Genomic DNA, 18,178 nt, shown 5'->3' on the forward strand with positions numbered 1-18,178 from the left:
GAGCTCAATCCAGGAGTTTGGACGCGGCCGCTTCGTCGGTGACCAGGACCTGGCAGAACCCAGCCAACAGGCCGGCGCGAATAATGGGGACCTTGTGCTCGCCGCCGGCCGCGAGAATCCGATGCCTGATCTGGAGCACATGCTCGATCGGCGGATTGATCGTCCGCTGCACCAGGGGGTGACGAAGCGGCTTGCCTGACGAATCGAGGTAGTGACCGCAGATATCGCCGACGGCGCCCGCTTCAAGCAACGAAGCCCAGGTTTCCCGAGAAATGACCTCGTATTCGAGCGCCTTCGATTGCTCGGAAAGGTCAATCGCGCTCAACAGCGCCACGTCGAGGGAGGGCACCATGGCGAGCACGGAGCGTACGGGCTCACTGGCGACGAGGATGTCCTTCAACTCGGCAGTCTCGGCGAACATTGGCGCGGTCAGATAATAGCATCGCGCGCCGAGCGCCCGGGCAATCATCGTCGCATTGTCATATGGATTGATCGGCGCGCTTTCGGCCAAACCGCCGGACATCAGCACCACGCGGGTGCCGTCTCCGGATCGCTGCGGCAGGTTTTGGGCTGCCGCATTGATGGTGCCTCCCCAGGTGATTCCCAGCGAACCCGACGGCGGAAGGCACTCGGCGACGTATCGCGCAGCGGCGGCGCCGACGAAAGAACGCACGTCGGTGCCGCCCATGGGGACCGGGACCACGATGGCGTGACGCAGATTGAATTTGCGGATGAGCTCTTCTTCAAGCTCGGTGCGTAGGCCCGCCGGGTCGGCGATCGTGATTTGAACGAAGCCGCTTTCCCGGGCGTCACCAAGGATCCGGTTGACGCGCTTGCGGGTCATCTTCAGCCGCTGCGCGATCGCGTCCTGGGTTTGACCTTCCCTGAAATAGTACCAGCAGATTTTGGCCACCAACGCGGCCTCGGCTCGACCATCCCCGGCTTCGCCTTCGTTTGATGCCGCTTGCGGGCCTCGAATCAACACGCCCGATCCTCCGATCAGCTTCAGGATCCGCTGTTTGCCTGTTTCCGGGTCGGAATGGCAAATCTTCATACTTGTCCACAAGTGCCCAAATGTGCCTTGGCCGTCACAAATGTGTTACGTGGTCCCTCTATCTGTCCGCCGAGCTTGGAAACAGGAGATCGTCCATGCGTCGGCTGATCATCGGGTCATTACTTTTGTGCGGCTGGGCAACATCTGCCCTCGCGCAATTTTCCGACAGCAAGATCGTGATCGGGGTGATGGGTGATCAAAGCGGCGTTGTCGCTGATGTCGGCGGACCCGGATCGATCTTGGCTGCCCATCAGAACAAGCCCGACATCGGGGCCTTCGCAACGACTTCGATGTTTACAGGTTCTGCGCTGTCGCCCTGCGCGGCGTGCTCTCCGATCTCAGCCGTCTGATCAACTCTACGTTCGGGATGATGTGATCGCCATTCGCGACAATGAACGCCAAACCAAGTCGCTCCGGCGCGGCGCTCATTGGTTGCCAGGGCGGCGACCGGAATCCTCTGCCCATGGCCGCGTGGCTCGCAGACGCTGTAACCCTCAACGACAAGTCTTCCCATGAACAAACCTGATCGAATCCTGACCGCCACCTATCGCGCGGAGAGACCTCCGGTGAGCGTGAACGGCCGCATCTATGCGTGGCCGAAACATCCGGCTGTGGTCATCTGCTTCGATGGCTGCGATCTTGCCTATATCGAGGCTGCCAGCGCCGCTGGCGCCATCCCTGCCATCGACCGGATGCGGCGCCAAGGTTTTGCCGCCTCCGCGCTCGCGGCAATGCCGACATTCACCAACCCCAATAACGTGTCGATCGTCTGCGGTGTGCCGCCCGCGGTTCACGGTGTCTCCGGCAATTTCTATCTCGACCGCGCCACCGGCGCAGAAATCATGATGGTGGACGCTACCCCTGTGCGCGCGCCAACCATTCTGGCAGCGTTCTCGCAGGCGGGAGCCAGGGTCGCCGCCGTTACCGCCAAGGACAAGCTGCGCAAGGCGCTCGGTCATGGGCTCGACGGCATCGCTTTCTCGGCCGAGAAGGCCGACGAGGCGACCGATGCGGAGAACGGCATCTCCGCCATCGGTGCGCTGGTGGGGCGGGGAGCGCCAGACCAGTACTCCGCCGATCTTTCCTTGTTCGTGCTCGATGCCGGAATTCGGCTGCTTGAAACCCGCCGGCTGGACCTGATCTATCTGTCGCTTTCCGATTATGTGCAGCACAAGCATGCACCGGATGCGCCCGAAGCGATCGCCTTCATGCGCGCGGTGGACCAGCGGCTCGCCAGTATGATTGCGCTTGGCGCCTGCCTCGGGATTGTCGCCGACCATGGCATGAACGACATGGCCGACCCGAGCGGCGAGCCGAACGTCGTCTATCTTGGCGACCTCCTGGATGCCGCCTTCGGCGTGCGCGCAACCCGCGTCATCTGCCCGATCACCGATCCCTTCGTGCGTCACCATGGCGCGCTGGGCGGCTTTGTCCGTGTCCATCTGCAACGGACGGACCCTTCCGCCACCGCGGTGTTGAACTTCATTCGGCAGATCCCCGGTGTCTGCATGGCCGCTTCGCGTGAGGAAGCATGCCTGCGCTTCGAGCTGCCTGAAGATCGCGAAGGCGACATCGCCGTGGTGGCAAGGTCGGGCGTCGCCCTCGGCGCCCACGCAAGCGATCACGACATTTCGCAGCTATCGGGCGAGCGGCTGCGTTCTCATGGCGGGCTCGCCGAACAGGTGGTGCCGTTCATTCTCTCTCACCCGCTGAAGGCCGAACTGGTTGAGAGCAGGGCAGGGAAGCCGCTCCGCAACTACGATGTCTTTTCGGTTCTACTCAACGAAGTGAAAGTCTGACTATGCCTCGTGCTATCCTCGTCATCCTCGATGGTCTTCGCCGCGATCTCGTGACGCCGCAGACCACGCCTCGTCTTGCCGCCTTCGCCGAGCGTTCCGAGCAGTTCGCCGCCCATCGCACGGTGTTTCCGTCCTGCACGCGGGTGGTTTCAGCGAGCCTTGCGACGGGTTGCTATCCGGCGCGCCACGGCTTGCAGGGCAACACGATGGCGCTCATGGAAGACGGCCGCCTCGTTCGGCACGACGCGGGTCGTCCGGATTTCCTCCAGCACAAGCGGCGTGTCACGGGTCGCTCGCTGGCCGTGCCAACCCTGGCCGAGCGCTTAACGGGCAGCGGCGGTGCCATTATCTTCAGCAACGTTTCACCAGGAGCGGCCTATGCGCACGATCCGGATGGATTTGGGCGGGTCTATCATCGCGCCGGATCGTTCGGTCGCGACCGCGTCCCGCTGCCGGAAGACGAGCAGCTTCGCGTCACGCTGGACGTAGAAGGCGACCGGGCAATGACCGAGCGCTTCATCCGCGAAGCGGTGTTGCTCCCGTCGGATCCTCCGGCGCTTGCGGTGCTGTGGCTTGGCGAGCCGGACGCCACGCAGCACGCTTTGCCCATGGGATCACCCGGTCATCTTGCGGTGCTGGCAGAAGCAGACCGCAATGCCGGGCGCGTCATGGACGCAGTCGCCACGCTCGCCGACAGAGACGATGTTCTCTTGCTGATAGGATCGGATCACGGCCATCAGACGGTGACCGGCGTCATCGACATCGACGAAGAACTGGTCACTGCCGGATTGAAGGAAAGCCTTGAATCGACCGACGTGGTCGTCGCCTCGAACGGCACCTCCGCGCTGCTCTACGTCCATCCCGATTTCGTCGCGCGCACGCCGTTGGTCGGCGATTTCCTCGCCAGTCAGGAATGGGTGGAAACCGTTTTCGATGGCGGCGCGCTGGCGTCGGTGGGGCAGGGCCGGGATCACGGCCTCGCTTTTGCGGTCTCAATGCGCGCGAGCGATGAGCCCAATGCCTACGGCGTCGCCGGCACCAGTCTCGTCGCGGAACGTGCCGGCAACAAGGCAGATATCCTCGGCAGCGGCCAGCACGGTGGCCTCGGTGCCGGCGAGCAAGCGCCTTTTCTCATGATCGACGGCTCGGGCTTCAGCCCTGGCATGGCGAGGCAGGAGCCCTCCTGCATCACCGACATTGCGCCAACCATTCTTACGCATCTCGGGCTTCCCGCCTCCGGAATGGATGGGCGTGCACTCCAGGCGGTTCGGGGAGGTCGCAATGGCTGAGATCGAACTCCGCCACATCGAGAAGAACTATGGCGAAACCGCCGTGGTGAAAGGCGTGTCGCTGAGCATTCGGGATGGGGAATTTCTCACCCTGGTGGGCCCGTCCGGATGCGGGAAATCCACCTTGCTGCGGATTATCGCCGGGCTAGAGTCGCAGGATAGCGGTGAGGTCGTGGTCGGCGGCCGCTGTGTGGACGACAAGCGCCCCAAGGAGCGCGACGTCGCCATGGTATTTCAGTCTTACGCGCTCTATCCCCATCTTAGCGTTTTCGACAACCTCGCCATGCCGCTGCGAACGCGGCGCTTGAGCTTCGGCCAGCGGCTGCCATTGGTGGGCCGTGCGTTGCCGGGACGAGGCGATGTTGAAAGAGCCATCCGGGTCGAGATCGAGCAAACAGCTTCCATGCTCGACATCGCCCATCTGTTGAACCGCAAGCCGGGCCAGCTCTCCGGTGGTCAGCGCCAGCGTGTCGCGCTGGGCCGCGCGATGGTGCGGGATCCCGCCGTGTTCCTGATGGACGAGCCGCTGTCCAATCTCGACGCCAAATTGCGGGTGCAGATGCGTGCGGAAATCATCGCGCTACATCGCCGTCTCGGCGTCACCTTCGTGTACGTCACCCACGATCAGGCAGAAGCGATGACGATGTCCGACCGCGTCGCCGTGATGATGGACGGCGAACTGCTTCAGGTCGATCGACCGGAACGGCTCTATCGCGACCCAGAGGACCTGCGGGTTGCCGAGATGATCGGCAGCCCGAAGATCAACGTGGTTTCTCGCGCCCATTGGACATCTTTGGGTGCGTCGCTTCCTGCAGGCGTTCATCGCAACACAGCGTACCTCGCGTTTCGTCCAGAGGCCGTCGGAATAGTCGCGTCCGGAGATGGAAGACTCAATGGCGTCGTCGCCAGCGTGGAGAATCTCGGTTCCGATATCTTCCTGAACGTGACGCTGGCAGACGGGCAGGGCACGGTCGTCGTGCGTACGCATCCTGACGCATCGCGTTCCGAAGCGGGCCGTTCGATCGGCCTACAGATCGAGCCGGCCTGCTTGCTGCAGTTTGATAATGCGGGCAGGCGCCAGCGCCAGGCCGAGCAGGTGGAGGCTGCGGCTTGACAGCGCTTGACCACGATCGCCAACGCAGGGTCGATGCCAAAGCAAGCGTCGCGAAGAGATCGGGGGAGCACGGGCTTGCCTGGCTCGCCGTAACGCCGGCATTGCTGCTGTTGATCGGACTTCTGTTCGGCCCGGTCGCGGCGGTCGTGCTTTTCTCGCTGACGGACTGGCAGCTGGGATCATTCACTTTTAACTTCATCGGTATCGCGAACTTCAGGGCGCTGTTCGCGGACCCGACCTTCTGGAAGGCATTGACCAACTCGCTGGTTTATGTGGCCATCGTCGTGCCGGGCACGGTGCTGCTCGGTCTCGTCGTGGCTCTGCTCATCGAGGCCAATCCCGGCCTGCGTGGTTTCTACAGGGCCGCGCACTTTCTTCCTGTGATGTCCACGATGTCGGCCATGGCGATCGTTTGGGGCACCATGCTGCATCCGACGATCGGGCTGGTGAATCGCGCCCTGGGCGTGATGGGTATTTCCGGAATTAACTGGCTTCGCGACGAGCGCACCGCGCTGCTCGCTCTCGCCTTGATCGGCATATGGCAAGGCTTCGGTTTCGCCATGGTGCTGTTCGTATCCGGCCTGAAGGCCGTCCCGCAGCAACTCTACGACGCCGCCGCCATTGACGGCGCCGACGGCGTTCTGGACCGGCTGCGTTTCGTGACGTTGCCCATGCTGGGACCGGTCACCATGTTCGTCGTCATCTTGACGGCGACGCGGTCCTTCGAGGTCTTCGACAGTGTTCGCGTTCTGACCCAGGGCGGGCCGAACTATGCATCCGAAGTGCTGTTGCATCGATTCTACACCGAGAGCTTCGATTTCCTCCGCATGGGATATGGCGCAGCGCTCACGGTGGTCTATCTCGCAATCATCGTGCTGCTTACGCTGACGCAGGCGCGCCTTCTCGAACGGCGGGTCCATTATTCATGATCGCCCGCTTTCCAGACCGGCGGTTCGCTGGCCGGGTTGCCCGGCATGCGATTCTGATTCTCACCGCGGCTTTCGCGCTGCTACCGTTCGTCTGGATGGTGAGCCTGTCGCTCAAACCGCCGGAAGAGATTTTTCAGTCCGACTTCCGCCTTTGGCCGACGGCCTTTCATGGGGTCGAGAACTACCGCGTCGCGCTAACCGCGGCGCCGATGTTCCGCTTCCTGTTAAACGGATTGCTGGTGTGCACGGCGATCTTCGCGCTGCAACTCCTTGCCTCCATTCCCTGCGCCTATGCACTTGCGAAGCTGCGTTTTCGCGGCAGGGACACCTTGTTCTCCGCAGTGCTGGTCGGCCTGCTGCTGCCGCCTCAAGCTCTCGCCATTCCGCATTTCGTCCTGTTGAACGTGTTTGGGTTGCTCGACACTTATGCCGCGCTGATCCTGCCGTGGGCGATCTCTACTTTCGGCATTTTCCTGCTCCGGCAGTTCTTTCGGTCCATACCCGACGAGATCATTCACGCCGCCCGCCTCGATGGACTCGGCGAGTTCGAGATCATCTGGCGCATCATGATCCCCATGACAGCGCCGGCGTTGGTCGCCTTTGGCATCTTCTCGGTCGTGGCCCATTGGAACGACTTATTCTGGCCGCTCATCGCGGTGCGTCGCGAGGAAATTTCCACGCCTGCGCTCGGCATCCTGCTCTTCCGTGACGATGAAGCCGGGCAATTCCTGGGTCCGCTGATGGCGGGCGCCGTGATTATCGTAGCCCCACTTCTCATTGCATTCCTGATCGCGCAGCGCCGCTTCATCGACGGCCTCGCTGTAACAACCATGAAGTAATCCAAAATGGAGACCGCCCATGCTTGATCAACTCGTAACCCGGCTAAGTGCAGTGCTCGCCGGGGCCGCTGCCCTCACGGCAATTGGCGCCACCTCGACGCGGGCGGAGGTCACGCTCGACGTGCTCTACACCACACCCGGCACCTTCAATGCGCTGCATCAGGACCTGGCCAAGCGTTTCACCGAGGCGCACCCCGACATCAAGGTGAAGTTCCGCAATCCCGCAGCGAGCTACGAGGAGGCCGCGCAGCAGATCCTGCGCGACCAGATCACTGGTCGACTGCCCGATGTGGCTTTCAACGGGATCAACCAGATCGGCCTGTTCGTGGATCGGGGACTGGGCGCGCCGCTTGATGGCTTCGCCGCGGCAGATGGAGGGCTTGCAGAGCTTGGCTATTACCCGACGCTCGCGGAGCTCGGAAAATACAAGGGCAAGCTCTACGGCCTGCCGTTCGCCGTCTCGACGCCGGTGCTCTACGTCAATGCTGATCTGCTCGCAAAGGCCGGCACCGATGCGTCGGCGCTGCCAAAGACCTGGCCAGAGCTTATGGCTCTGGGCAAGACCATCGAGGCGAAAGCGGGCACTGCGGCTACCGGTTTCTATTATCAGTGGGAGCAAACCGGAAACTGGCTGTTCCAGTCGCTGGTGACGAGCAAAGGCGGCCACATTCTCAAAGCTGACGGGTGCAGCATCGCCTTCGATGACGCAAACGGCATGTGGGCGCTGAAGACGCTCGAAGATTTCGGCAAATCGGGCATGCCGAATCTCGGGCTCGGTCAGGCCCGGCAATCATTCGTCGCCGGCAACATCGCGATGCTCGCTGATTCCACATCCTATGTGGCCGCGGCCGAGCGGCAGATCGGTGGTCGATTCCAGTTCAAGACCGTCGCGTTCCCGCTCGCTGTCGCCGACGGACGCCTTCCCGCAGGCGGAAACGTCGCCATGGTTTTCGCAAAGGACGCCGAACGCCAGAAGGCCGCCTGGAAATATGTAAAGTTCGCCACTGGTCCGGTCGGCCAGACCGCGATGGTCAATTCCACCGGCTATATGCCCGGCAACGAGATCGCCGTGAAGACGCCGGACCTGCTCGGCGCTTTCTACGCGAGGAGCCCCAACCACCTCACCAGTATCCAGCAGTTGCCGTTGCTGACGGAATGGGCGTCCTTTCCAGGCGATAATTCGCTGAAAATTATTGAGGTGATCAAGCACCATATGGAGAGCCTGGTCACAGGCAAACGTACGGCGGTGCAGGTCATGCCTGAGCTGGTTAAAACCGTGTCCGATCTTCTGCCGAAGTGCGGCGGCTAGTCAGCGGTTGAACGAACTGACATCGGTGAGAAGGAGCAAATTGTCGCAGCAGTGATGCTGCGACTTCCTTTGCGGATGTCGGCATGAGGCGCCCTGGCCGATTCGCCGCCGCCGCCGTCGCTGCAACTGAGCGGAAATTCGCCGGATCGCACGGTCGTGTGCGTGCAAGCCGTAGGTTGAACGCGGAAAACCCAACCGCTGGTTCGCCCAAAGTTCTGCGCCGAGATAGCCAGCGGAGGAGCTCGCCATCTCGGTGGAAGACTTGCAATGGTTAAGAAACCGTCACCGCGCTGTAATTAACGCCATCCTACATTCCGCGCGCTGACGCTCCCTGTCGTCGCCAACAACAATTCTTCAATGCTGCGCGCGCGGTCCCCCTGCGGCGCGACGGTTTCCTTTTGTCTTTTCGCATGGAGATATCAATGGCTCTGGTTCCCGGTTCGATCGCTTTCATCGGTTACAACGCTGATGGCAGCGATGGTTTCGCCTTCATCGTTATCGATACGATCGATCCGGGTCAGGTCATTTACTTCAGCGACAATGAGTGGGACGGCAGCGCGTTCAACACGGGCGAGGGCGGTTTCTCCTGGACCAATGGTGCCTCTGCGCTTACAGCCGGAACGGTCGTCGAATTCCTAAGCACATCGGCGACAAAATCCGTCAATATTGGCACGGTTTCCGCGGGATCGATTGCGCTCGGCAATTCTGGCGAGTCGATCTATGCCTTCACGGGCTCTTCGCTGACCGCGCCGACCACGTTCCTCGCCGCTGTCACCAACAACAACGGCGGCTTCAGCGGTGCGACCACCAGCGGGATGCTGACCAACACCGGCCTGACCGCTGGCTCCACGGCCTTGGTGCTGCCCGGAACCACCGGGGCCGACGTGGCGGTCTACAATCCGGCCACTGCAGGAACCACGTTCGCCTCGCGCGCAGATGCTTTGGCGGCATTCAATACCGGCTCCAATTTCGTGACGCAGGACGCCAGCGGCGACCAGGACGCCGACAATGTGACGCCGGACGGGCCGTTCCGGACCGATCCGCAATCGCCGATCGCCGGTATGACGTTCACCATCGGCGCGCCGCAGCAACCCCAGGCGGTCGCGTTCGCGGCCGGCTCGGTGTCGGTCTCACAGGCCGAGGGTAACACCGGCACGACGGCTTTCACCTTCACGGTGGAGCGGACGGGCGGAACCGTCGGCGATATCAGCTTCAGCGGCCAGGTTTCCTCGGCCGCGGCGGACGCTGCCGATTTCAGCGGCCCGGTTTCGGTACCTTTCGCCTTCAGCGGCACGATCCCGGCAGGCCAGACTTCGGCGGTCGTGACCATCCAGGTCGCCGGCGATGCCGTCGTCGAAGCCAGCGAGGCGTTCACCCTGACGCTGCAGACGGTCGCCAACAGCAATGCAGCGGTAACCGCGTCGCTCGGTGCGCAGGCCACCGCGACCGGCACGATCCAGAACGACGATGCAGCCGCTCCGGGCAACGTGATCAACGGCATCACCATCCTCGACGAAGCGCCATCGCTTGCTGGCGCTACGCCGGCGCCGGTCGCAAGCAATGCGGTTCAACTCGTTCGTCTTGACAATTTCACGCCGGCGGCCGGCACCAACGCCGAGGTCGTGACCTTCGACGCCACCACCGATCGCGCGTTCGTGCTCAATACTATCGGCAACAAGATCGACATCGTCGGCATCAGCGCCAGCGGCGCTACCAGTTCCGTCGGGTCGATCGACCTCACCGCGCTTGACGGTTTCGGCGGCGCCAACTCGGTCGCCGTCAAGAACGGCGTGCTCGCGGTCGCCTTCACCAGCGATCAGCCCGGCGGCAATGGTTTCGTCGCGCTGTTCGATACCAATGGTGTTCTGATCAAGACGGTCGAAGTCGGCGCCGGTCCGGACCAGATCGTCTTCACTGTGGACGGATCGAAACTACTGGTCGCGAACGAGGCCGAGCCGTTCACGGTCGGACCGAACGTGGTCAATCCGGAAGGCAGCGTGTCGGTCATCAGCCTCGCCGGGGGGGCGGCCAATGCAGCCGTTGCGACCACGATCGAATTCGACGGGCTCAATGGTTTTGAGAACGTTCTCAAGCAGGCCGGCGTGAGCGTGCTCACCGGTCAGGCCGCTGCCGCCGACATCGAGCCGGAGTACATCACCGTCTCTCCGGATGGGTCGCGCGCCTATGTCACGCTTCAGGAAGTCAATGCCGTTGCGGTGATCGATCTCACCAATCCAACCGCAACCAAACCGATCGCCATTCTGCCGCTCGGTGGCGTCGATCACAATCTCGCCGGCAACGCGTTCGACGGCAGCGACCGCGATGGTACTGCGAACCTGCGTACGGCTGATGTGATCGGCCTGCTGCAGCCGGATGCGATCGCAAGCTATTCGGTCGGCGGCTCCACCTATTTCATTACCGCCAACGAAGGCGATGCGCGCGTCAATCTCGACGATGAAGCCAATCTTGCCGATCTGACGCTCGACCCGACAGCCTATGCAAATGCGGCTGCGCTTCAGAACAACACCACAGGCCTCGGCCGGCTTCGTGTCCGCCAGGATCTCGGCGATACCGATGGCGACGGCGATATCGATCAGATCTACGCCTATGGCGGCCGCGGCATCTCGATCTTCAAGCAGAATGCCGACGGCACCATCACCAAGGTACGCGAGAGCGGCGGCGAGTTTGAGGCAATCATTGCCCGTGACTTCGCGGCCCGCTTCAACATCGACACCGCCGAGGGCGGCGGAGGCGGCGCCACAGACAACCGTTCCGACAACAAGGGGCCGGAGCCGGAAGGCATCGATATCGGCGTTATCAACGGCCGAACCTATGCCTTTGTCGGCCTGGAGCGCGTCGGGGGCGTCATGATCTATGACGTCACCGATCCGGCAAATGCCAGCTATGTCGGTTACCGTCCGCCGCTTACGGGCGAGGGCAACGCCCCGGAAGTCACCAAGTTCATCAGCGCCGAGGATTCGCCGACCGGCACAGCGCTCGTGCTGACGGCGAACGAGGGTAATTCGACCGCGGGCTTTGCCGGCTCCGGTCTCACAGTCTACGCGGCGCTGCCACAGGGTTACGCCCAGGAAGTGCGCGTGGCCTCGTCCTCGCTCACCGTCTCGCACAATGAGGGTAACAGCGGCGCGACCGCCTATTCGTTCGTCATCGAGCGCACCAACGGCACCATCGGCTCCGTCGATGTGTCGCTCCAGCTCGCCTCGAATGCCGCGAATGCGACGGATTTCGCCGGCGGTGCCGCCCTGCCGCAGATCATCAACGCGACGATCCCCGCCGGTCAGTCGTCGGTAACGGTTACCGTAAATGTTGCGGGAGACGCGGTATTCGAAGCCAACGAAACCTTCACATTGACCGTGACCGGCGCGTCGACGACGCAGGAAGGCGTCACCGCCGCGGTCAGCGCCACCCAGGCGGTCGCGACCGGCACGATCCAGAACGACGATATGATGCATATCTACGACGTGCAGGGTGCGGGACACCGCTCGGCGTTCGTCGGCCAGCAAGTGACCGTGCGCGGCATCGTCACCGCTATTGACGCGTCCGGCACGGAGAATGGCGGCAACAACCCTGTCGGTTATTACATCCAGGACGCGGTCGGCGATGGCGACTATCGCACCTCAGACGGCGTCTTTGTCTTCCTGGGTACCGGTGCCGGTGTCTCGATCCCGAGCGGCATCGTCGTCGGCGCGGAGGTGCAACTAACCGCAACCGTCAGCGAGTTCGCCAGCACGAACCAGTTGTCGACGACGCAGCTCAACCCGGTGGCAGGCACGACCAGCGTGCTGTCTACCGGCAACGCGCTGCCGACGGCTGTGAGGGTCGGCGATGTCGACAACCTCGCAACGGGCCTCGAGCGCAAACCAGCACTGGTGTCGCTCGGTGACGATGATGTCGATACCGCTCTTCCGGCCGGCACCTATGATCCGGTGAATCAGGGGTCGGATTTTTGGGAGTCCCTAGAAGGCATGCGCGTCACGCTCGAAGACGTGCGCGTCACCAGTCCCTTCCATTCGGCGTTTGACGAGCAGTTCGTCACCCCGAACGTCGGCACCAATCCCTCGACCAATTCGCGTGGCGGCCTGACCATCAGCGACACCACGCCCGGAACGACGCGGCCGGCCGACAAGGTGTTCGACTTCAATCCAGAGCGCATTCAGCTGGACGATGAGGCGGGTATAGCGCTGCCCACCAGCCTCCAGACCGGCGATCGCCTGGGCGATGTGACCGGCGTCGTCAACTACGCCAACGGTCAGTACGAGGTAAACACAACCGAGGCTTATGGTCCGGTAACGGCCGCGAACCTGCAAAAGGAAACCACGACCATCGTGGAGAATTTCGACCGGATTCGCGTTGCGACCTTTAACGTCGAAAACCTGGCGCCGGTTGGCCAACCGGTCGATGGTGTGCCGACGCCGGCGAGCAAGTTCGCCGGTCTTGCGGGCGCTATCGTCGACAACCTCAAGGCGCCAGAGATCATTGCGCTCCAGGAGGTGCTGGACAATGACGGTGCTACCAGCTCGAGCACGACAAGCGCTTCGCAGACCTTGTCGCAACTCATTGATGCCATTGTCGCTGCGGGCGGACCACGCTATGTGGCGATCGACTCGCCGCCAATCGACAACATTGGCGGTATTCCGGGCGGCAATCAGCGTGTCGCCTATCTGTATAATCCGGAAGCGGTTTCGCCGACCGCGCGCAATGGCCTGACCGATATCGTCACCGATGCGGATGGCGTAAAGGTGCAGCAGTTCGCGAGCGCCAACCAGATCGGGCAGGGCAATACCGACTTCACCGCCACGCGCAAGTCACTGCCGATGGAATGGTCGCCCGTGGGCTACACCGACGAGCAGGGCGGCACATTCTGGACCGTCAACAACCATCTCTCCTCGAAGGGCGGTTCGGCGCCGCTTTACACCACGTTGCTGGACCTGCCGCTTTATGCCGATCCGATCAATGGCTCTGCGCAACAGACCGGTACGTCGAACGAGCGTGAAGGGCAGGCTGAAACGATCAACGCGTTCGTCGATGGCCTGCTGGCCAATGGATCGGCGACCGATGATCGTATCGTCGTGCTGGGTGATCTGAACGACTTCCAGTTCTTCCCGGTCGTTGATCTCATCACGGGTGAGTTGACCCGGACTACCGCCAGCCCGGACGGAACCCCCAGTATCTTCGCGCCCGGCACCGCCGTGCTTTCGGAACTGATCAGCAAGCTCCCCGTAAACGAACGTTATTCCTACAATTTCGATGGCAACGCGCAGGCGCTGGATCACATCCTGGTGTCGAATAACATGTTTGACAGCGCTCAGTTCGATATCGTGCACATCAACTCGGAGTTCATCGACCAGCTTTCCGATCACGATCCCTCGGTGTCGTCGCTCGTAATGTCGCGTTCGGCTGCGATCGCAACCGCTGGCAATGACGTGTTCGACGAGGCTGCGTATACCGCCAAGTTTGGCGCGCGCGGCAGTCTCGCCGGCAACGACACGATCGACGGCCTTGGCGGCGACGATCGCATTGTCGCCGGTCGCGGCAATGACGTGATCGACGGCGGCACCAATGGAGCGGCCGGCGACGTGGCGGTCTACTCGGGCGCGCGCAGCAACTATACGGTCACGGTGCAGGGTGGCTCCTTCGTCATCACCGACAAACGCGTTGGTCCGTGGGATGGTGTTGACACCGTCACGAATGTGGAACGGTTCGAGTTTGCAGACCGCACGCTTACGGCGGCGCAATTGCTCGATGCTTCTGGGCCTGTACTCACCGCGGCGACACCCGCTGACAACGCGATCGGGGTTGCTACCGGCAGCAACATCGTTCTGACCTTCGACGAAGCCGTTGCTGCAGGTACCGGAAATATCGTCATCAGCAACGGCGCAGGAGACACACGCACGATCGCGATCAATGATGCCTCGCAGGTCACGATCTCCGGCAACACCGTCACCATCAATCCAGCGGCCGATCTGGCGGCCGGGGGCGCCTACGACGTCACGCTGGCCGCGGGCGTGATCACCGACATTGCCGGCAATGCCTTCGGCGGCATCGCGCAGAACGCTCTCGACTTCACCGTCGCGGCGCCGCAGACCTACAAACTCCAGATTTTGCATGCGTCCGACTTCGAGGCAGGTCTGAAGGCGATCGACGACGCGCCGCGCTTCGCAGCCATCGTGGATCGACTTGAGGACACGTTTACCAACTCGATCACGCTGGCGTCGGGCGACAACTACATTCCCAGCCCGTTCTTCAATGCCGCCAGCGATCCGGCCTTGGCCTCGTTCTTCCCGCCGAGCATCGGTCGCGCCGATATCCGCATCCTGAACTCGATCGGGATCGAGGCGTCCGTGATCGGCAACCACGAGTTCGATCCAGGCCCGCGCGATGTGCAGAATCTTATCCGTCCCGTCGCTGATCCCGATGGCGCCGGCCCGCTTGGAGGCTACGAAGGAACACAATTTGCATATCTCGCCGCCAACCTGAATTTCGCCGGCGAGCCGGATCTGGCACCCAACGCCCAGACCACGCCGCTGACGGAAGCGACGTTCAGTGTCGGTGCAAGCGGAGGTCGCCGCATCGCGCCATCGACCATTCTCGAGGAAAACGGCGAGAAGATCGGCGTTGTCGGCGTCACCACTCCGGTGTTCGAGGACATCACGACGCCGGGTGGCGTCCGGATCATCGGCCCGCGTACACTGGAAACCGATGCCGACTTCATCGCGCTTGCAGCGGTTATACAGCCGGCGATCGATGCCGTCATCGCCCAGGGTGTAAACAAGGTCATTATCGTTTCGCAGCTGCAGGAACTGGAGAACGAGCAGAAACTCATCACCTTCCTGAAGGGCGTCGACGTAGTGATCGGCGGCGGCTCGAACACGCTGCTCTCCGACGGCAACGACGTTCTCCGTCCCGGCGATGTCAGCGAAGGTGAGTACGCGCAGATCATCACCAACGCCGAAGGCAAGAACACTGTTCTGGTCAACACGGACGGCAACTACAAATATGTCGGCCGGCTGGTGCTCGAGTTCGATGCCAACGGCGACATCATCCCGGCCAGCCTCGATCCGAGCATTAATGGCGCCTATGCCACTGACGATGCGGGTCTGGCGCGGGTCTACGAAGGCACCGGCATCGATCCGTTCGCCGAGGGGTCGCGCGGTGATGCCGTGCGCGATATCACCACGGTGATCGACGGCATTATCACCCAGAAGGATGCCGTCACTTTCGGCCGTACCGACGTTTACCTTGAGGGCCGGCGTGGTGAGGTGCGCTCGCAGGAAACCAATCTTGGTAACCTCTCCGCTGATGCCAACCTGTGGTACGCCAAGTCTGGCTACGACAGCACCGTCCAGGTATCGATCAAGAACGGCGGCGGCATCCGAGACTCGATCGGCTCGATCAGCTCCGAGGGCGATGGCGCGGAACTGCCGCCGGCTGCAAATCCGGAGGTTGGCAAGGAAGCCGGCGATGTCAGCCAGCTCGACATCGAGAACTCCCTGCGCTTCAACAACGCGCTCAGCCTTGTCACGTTGACGCCGCAGCAACTGCTTGAATCTCTTGAAAACGGTGTTTCCAACCCGGGCGGCATCTTCGCCCAGGTTGGCGGCCTCCGGTTCAGCTACGATCTGACCCGCGCTGCAGGGGATCGGATTCGCTCGGTCACCCTGGTCGATGAAAATGAGCACGTGATCGCGGTTGTTGTCGCCGACGGCGAGGTGGTTGCGGACGCTCCGGCGGCGATCCGCATGGTGACCCTGAGTTTCCTGATCGGTGGGGTAAACCCCAACGCTCCGGGAGGGTTCAACCGGCCTGACGGCTTCCGGTTCGCCGAGTACATCGCGGCCGACCCGGCGTTTGCCAATCGTGTCGACCTGTCTCCGGACAATTTGCCGGCAGACGACGTGGCGGCCCGTACCGGCGCTGCCAAATTCACCGACAACGGCTTCGAGCAGGATGCGCTGGCCGAATATCTCGCGGCGAAGTTTTCTGATACTCCGTACGCGCAGGCGGATACGGCTCCGGCCCAGGATCAGCGCATCCAGAATCTGGTTGCAAACGGCGGTAACGACACCGTTCTGCCGATCATGGGAACCGAAGGTGAGGATGACCTCTCCGGTACGGCCGCAAAAGACTCGATCTTTGCCAAGGATGGCGACGATCGCGTCCGCAGCCTCGGCGGCGACGATCTCGTGCTCGGCGGCGGCGGTGATGACGTCATCGAGGGCGGCGACGGCAACGATCGGGTGGACGGCGGCGAGGGCAACGACTTCGTCTTCGGCGACGCGGGTAACGATACCGTGCTCGGCGGTGCCGGCGACGATCGTCTTCGCGGCAATGACGGCCACGACATGCTGATCGGCGGCATTGGCAATGACCATGCCAACGGTGGCGCGGGTTCTGACACTTATGCCTACAAGCTAGGCGACGGTTCTGACATCATTACCGAAGCTGCGAATGCGCCGGCTGATACCGATACGTTGGCGTTCGTTGATCTCAATGCTGCGAACGTCACGTTCCGCCGGTTTGGCAACGACACCCTGATTGAGCTGTCCAATGGCAGCGTGGTCACGTTGAAGGATCAGCGGGTGGGCGGCGGCGTCGAAAAGGTGACGTTCGCCAACGGCCAGGAACTCGATCGCAGCGGCATCAACGGCGCGATCGTCAATCGCGGGCCGGTAGCTGTTGACGACACGGCAGTTGCGGTAGCGGAAGACGCCGCGGCGTTCGTCATCCCGTTCGCCGACATTCTCGGCAACGATACCGATGCCGATCTTGACGCACTCTCGATCTCGGCGCTCGCCAACGTCGTGGGCGGCACGGCAGAGATCGTGGCCGGTGGCATCCGGTTCACGCCGGCCGCCAACTTCAACGGACCCGCCTCGTTCGAGTACACCCTGAGCGACGGCCATGGCGGTTCGGATATCGGCAAGGTCAACTTCACAGTAACCCCGGTGAACGATGCGCCGGTCACGGTGGCGGACGTCGGCACGGCCGGTGAGAACGAAGCCAAACCGTTCGATGTTCTGGCCAACGACACCGACGTTGAAGGCAACCTGCCGCTCGGCTTGGTGGCCTTCGAGGTCACCGGTGTCGACGGCATCAGCCTGACCAATGCGCAGGCGCAGTCGGCATTTTCGATTGCTTCGAACGGCCAACTGCGGTTCACCCCCGGCAATCTGTTCGACGGTCTGAACGACGGACAGAACGCCATCGTCTCGATCCGCTATACGGCCGCCGATAGCCTGAACGCCCAGTCGACCGGGACGTTCACGCTGACGGTCACCGGTGAAACCGACGCCAATGTGGTCAACGGAACCAACGGCACCAACCTTCTGCCCGGAACCGACGGCGTCGATCTGGTCAATGCCGGCGGCGGCATGGACTTTGTCTTTGCCCAGGGCGGCAATGACACGGTGCATGCGGGCGAGGGCAACGACTTCGTGTTTGGCGGTGCCGGCGACGACACCCTGAACGGCAATGGCGGGCGCGACAACCTGTTCGGCGAAGACGGCAATGACACGCTGAACGGTGGAGCGGGCAACGATCTGCTCTATGGCGGCTCCGGCCGCGACACCTTCGTCTTCCAGTTCAGCAACGACGGGGCCGGGCGCGACATCGTGTTCGATTTCCGTGCAGGCTCTGGTCCGGACCACGACGTCGTTCAGCTCGACCAGTCGAAGTTTGCCGACTTCAACGCCCTGATGGCTTCCAGTGCGTTGCAGGACACGCAGATCGGCGTCCAGATCGAATACAATGACGGGTCGAGCATCACGCTGCTCGGCGTCAACAAGGCAAGCCTGACGGTGGATGATTTCAAGTTCGCCTAACGG

The 18,178-nt window shown here is 62.4% G+C and carries 9 protein-coding genes; 8 read left to right on the forward strand and 1 reads right to left on the reverse strand.

Features of this window, described 5'->3' with window-relative positions; translation table 11 throughout:
• Window positions 1-4: 4 nt before the first annotated feature.
• On the reverse strand, window positions 5-913 hold the full coding sequence (locus AC0QUY_RS12825) for a sugar-binding transcriptional regulator (protein ID WP_475387085.1): 909 nt from the start codon (window positions 911-913) through the stop codon (window positions 5-7).
• A gap of 236 nt (window positions 914-1,149) precedes the next feature.
• Here AC0QUY_RS12825 and AC0QUY_RS12830 point away from each other — a divergent pair, with 236 nt between their 5' ends.
• From AC0QUY_RS12830 to AC0QUY_RS12865, 8 genes are all read left to right on the forward strand, one after another.
• On the forward strand, window positions 1,150-1,404 hold the full coding sequence (locus AC0QUY_RS12830) for a hypothetical protein (protein ID WP_475387086.1): 255 nt from the start codon (window positions 1,150-1,152) through the stop codon (window positions 1,402-1,404).
• 162 nt (window positions 1,405-1,566) lie between these two features.
• Complete coding sequence (gene phnA / locus AC0QUY_RS12835) at window positions 1,567-2,853, forward strand: phosphonoacetate hydrolase (protein WP_475387087.1); 1,287 nt, start codon at window positions 1,567-1,569, stop codon at window positions 2,851-2,853.
• A 2-nt stretch (window positions 2,854-2,855) separates the two neighbouring features.
• Entirely contained in the window at window positions 2,856-4,142 is a 1,287-nt protein-coding gene (locus AC0QUY_RS12840; RefSeq protein ID WP_161853984.1) for an alkaline phosphatase family protein, read from the forward strand.
• The gene (locus AC0QUY_RS12845) at window positions 4,135-5,256 is read left to right on the forward strand and encodes an ABC transporter ATP-binding protein (RefSeq protein WP_475387088.1); all 1,122 of its coding nucleotides are present in this window, start codon (window positions 4,135-4,137) and stop codon (window positions 5,254-5,256) included. The genes AC0QUY_RS12840 and AC0QUY_RS12845 overlap by 8 nt, the downstream gene beginning before the upstream one ends.
• A 101-nt stretch (window positions 5,257-5,357) precedes the next feature.
• The gene (locus AC0QUY_RS12850; protein ID WP_475387089.1) at window positions 5,358-6,185 is read left to right on the forward strand and encodes a carbohydrate ABC transporter permease; all 828 of its coding nucleotides are present in this window, start codon (window positions 5,358-5,360) and stop codon (window positions 6,183-6,185) included.
• Entirely contained in the window at window positions 6,182-7,024 is an 843-nt protein-coding gene (locus AC0QUY_RS12855) for a carbohydrate ABC transporter permease (RefSeq protein ID WP_475387090.1), read from the forward strand. The genes AC0QUY_RS12850 and AC0QUY_RS12855 overlap by 4 nt, the downstream gene beginning before the upstream one ends.
• 19 nt (window positions 7,025-7,043) lie before the next feature.
• Window positions 7,044-8,333 carry an ABC transporter substrate-binding protein gene (locus AC0QUY_RS12860; RefSeq protein WP_475387091.1) on the forward strand — a complete coding sequence of 430 codons (1,290 nt, stop codon included), beginning with the start codon at window positions 7,044-7,046 and terminating at the stop codon, window positions 8,331-8,333.
• Between the two features lie 422 nt (window positions 8,334-8,755).
• Window positions 8,756-18,175, forward strand: coding sequence for a choice-of-anchor I family protein (locus AC0QUY_RS12865; RefSeq protein ID WP_475387092.1), 9,420 nt, complete (start codon window positions 8,756-8,758; stop codon window positions 18,173-18,175).
• Window positions 18,176-18,178 lie beyond the last annotated feature (3 nt).

This window comes from Bradyrhizobium sp. WYCCWR15520 (assembly GCF_056174665.1).

What these genes read in the sequence shown, in the direction of transcription:
- AC0QUY_RS12845 (WP_475387088.1), top strand. Translation starts at nt 4,135, where the DNA reads ATGGCTGAGATCGAACTCCGCCACATCGAGAAGAACTATGGCGAAACC.
- phnA (WP_475387087.1), top strand. Translation starts at nt 1,567, where the DNA reads ATGAACAAACCTGATCGAATCCTGACCGCCACCTATCGCGCGGAGAGA.
- AC0QUY_RS12855 (WP_475387090.1), top strand. Translation starts at nt 6,182, where the DNA reads ATGATCGCCCGCTTTCCAGACCGGCGGTTCGCTGGCCGGGTTGCCCGG.
- AC0QUY_RS12840 (WP_161853984.1), top strand. Translation starts at nt 2,856, where the DNA reads ATGCCTCGTGCTATCCTCGTCATCCTCGATGGTCTTCGCCGCGATCTC.
- AC0QUY_RS12865 (WP_475387092.1), top strand. Translation starts at nt 8,756, where the DNA reads ATGGCTCTGGTTCCCGGTTCGATCGCTTTCATCGGTTACAACGCTGAT.
- AC0QUY_RS12830 (WP_475387086.1), top strand. Translation starts at nt 1,150, where the DNA reads ATGCGTCGGCTGATCATCGGGTCATTACTTTTGTGCGGCTGGGCAACA.
- AC0QUY_RS12860 (WP_475387091.1), top strand. Translation starts at nt 7,044, where the DNA reads ATGCTTGATCAACTCGTAACCCGGCTAAGTGCAGTGCTCGCCGGGGCC.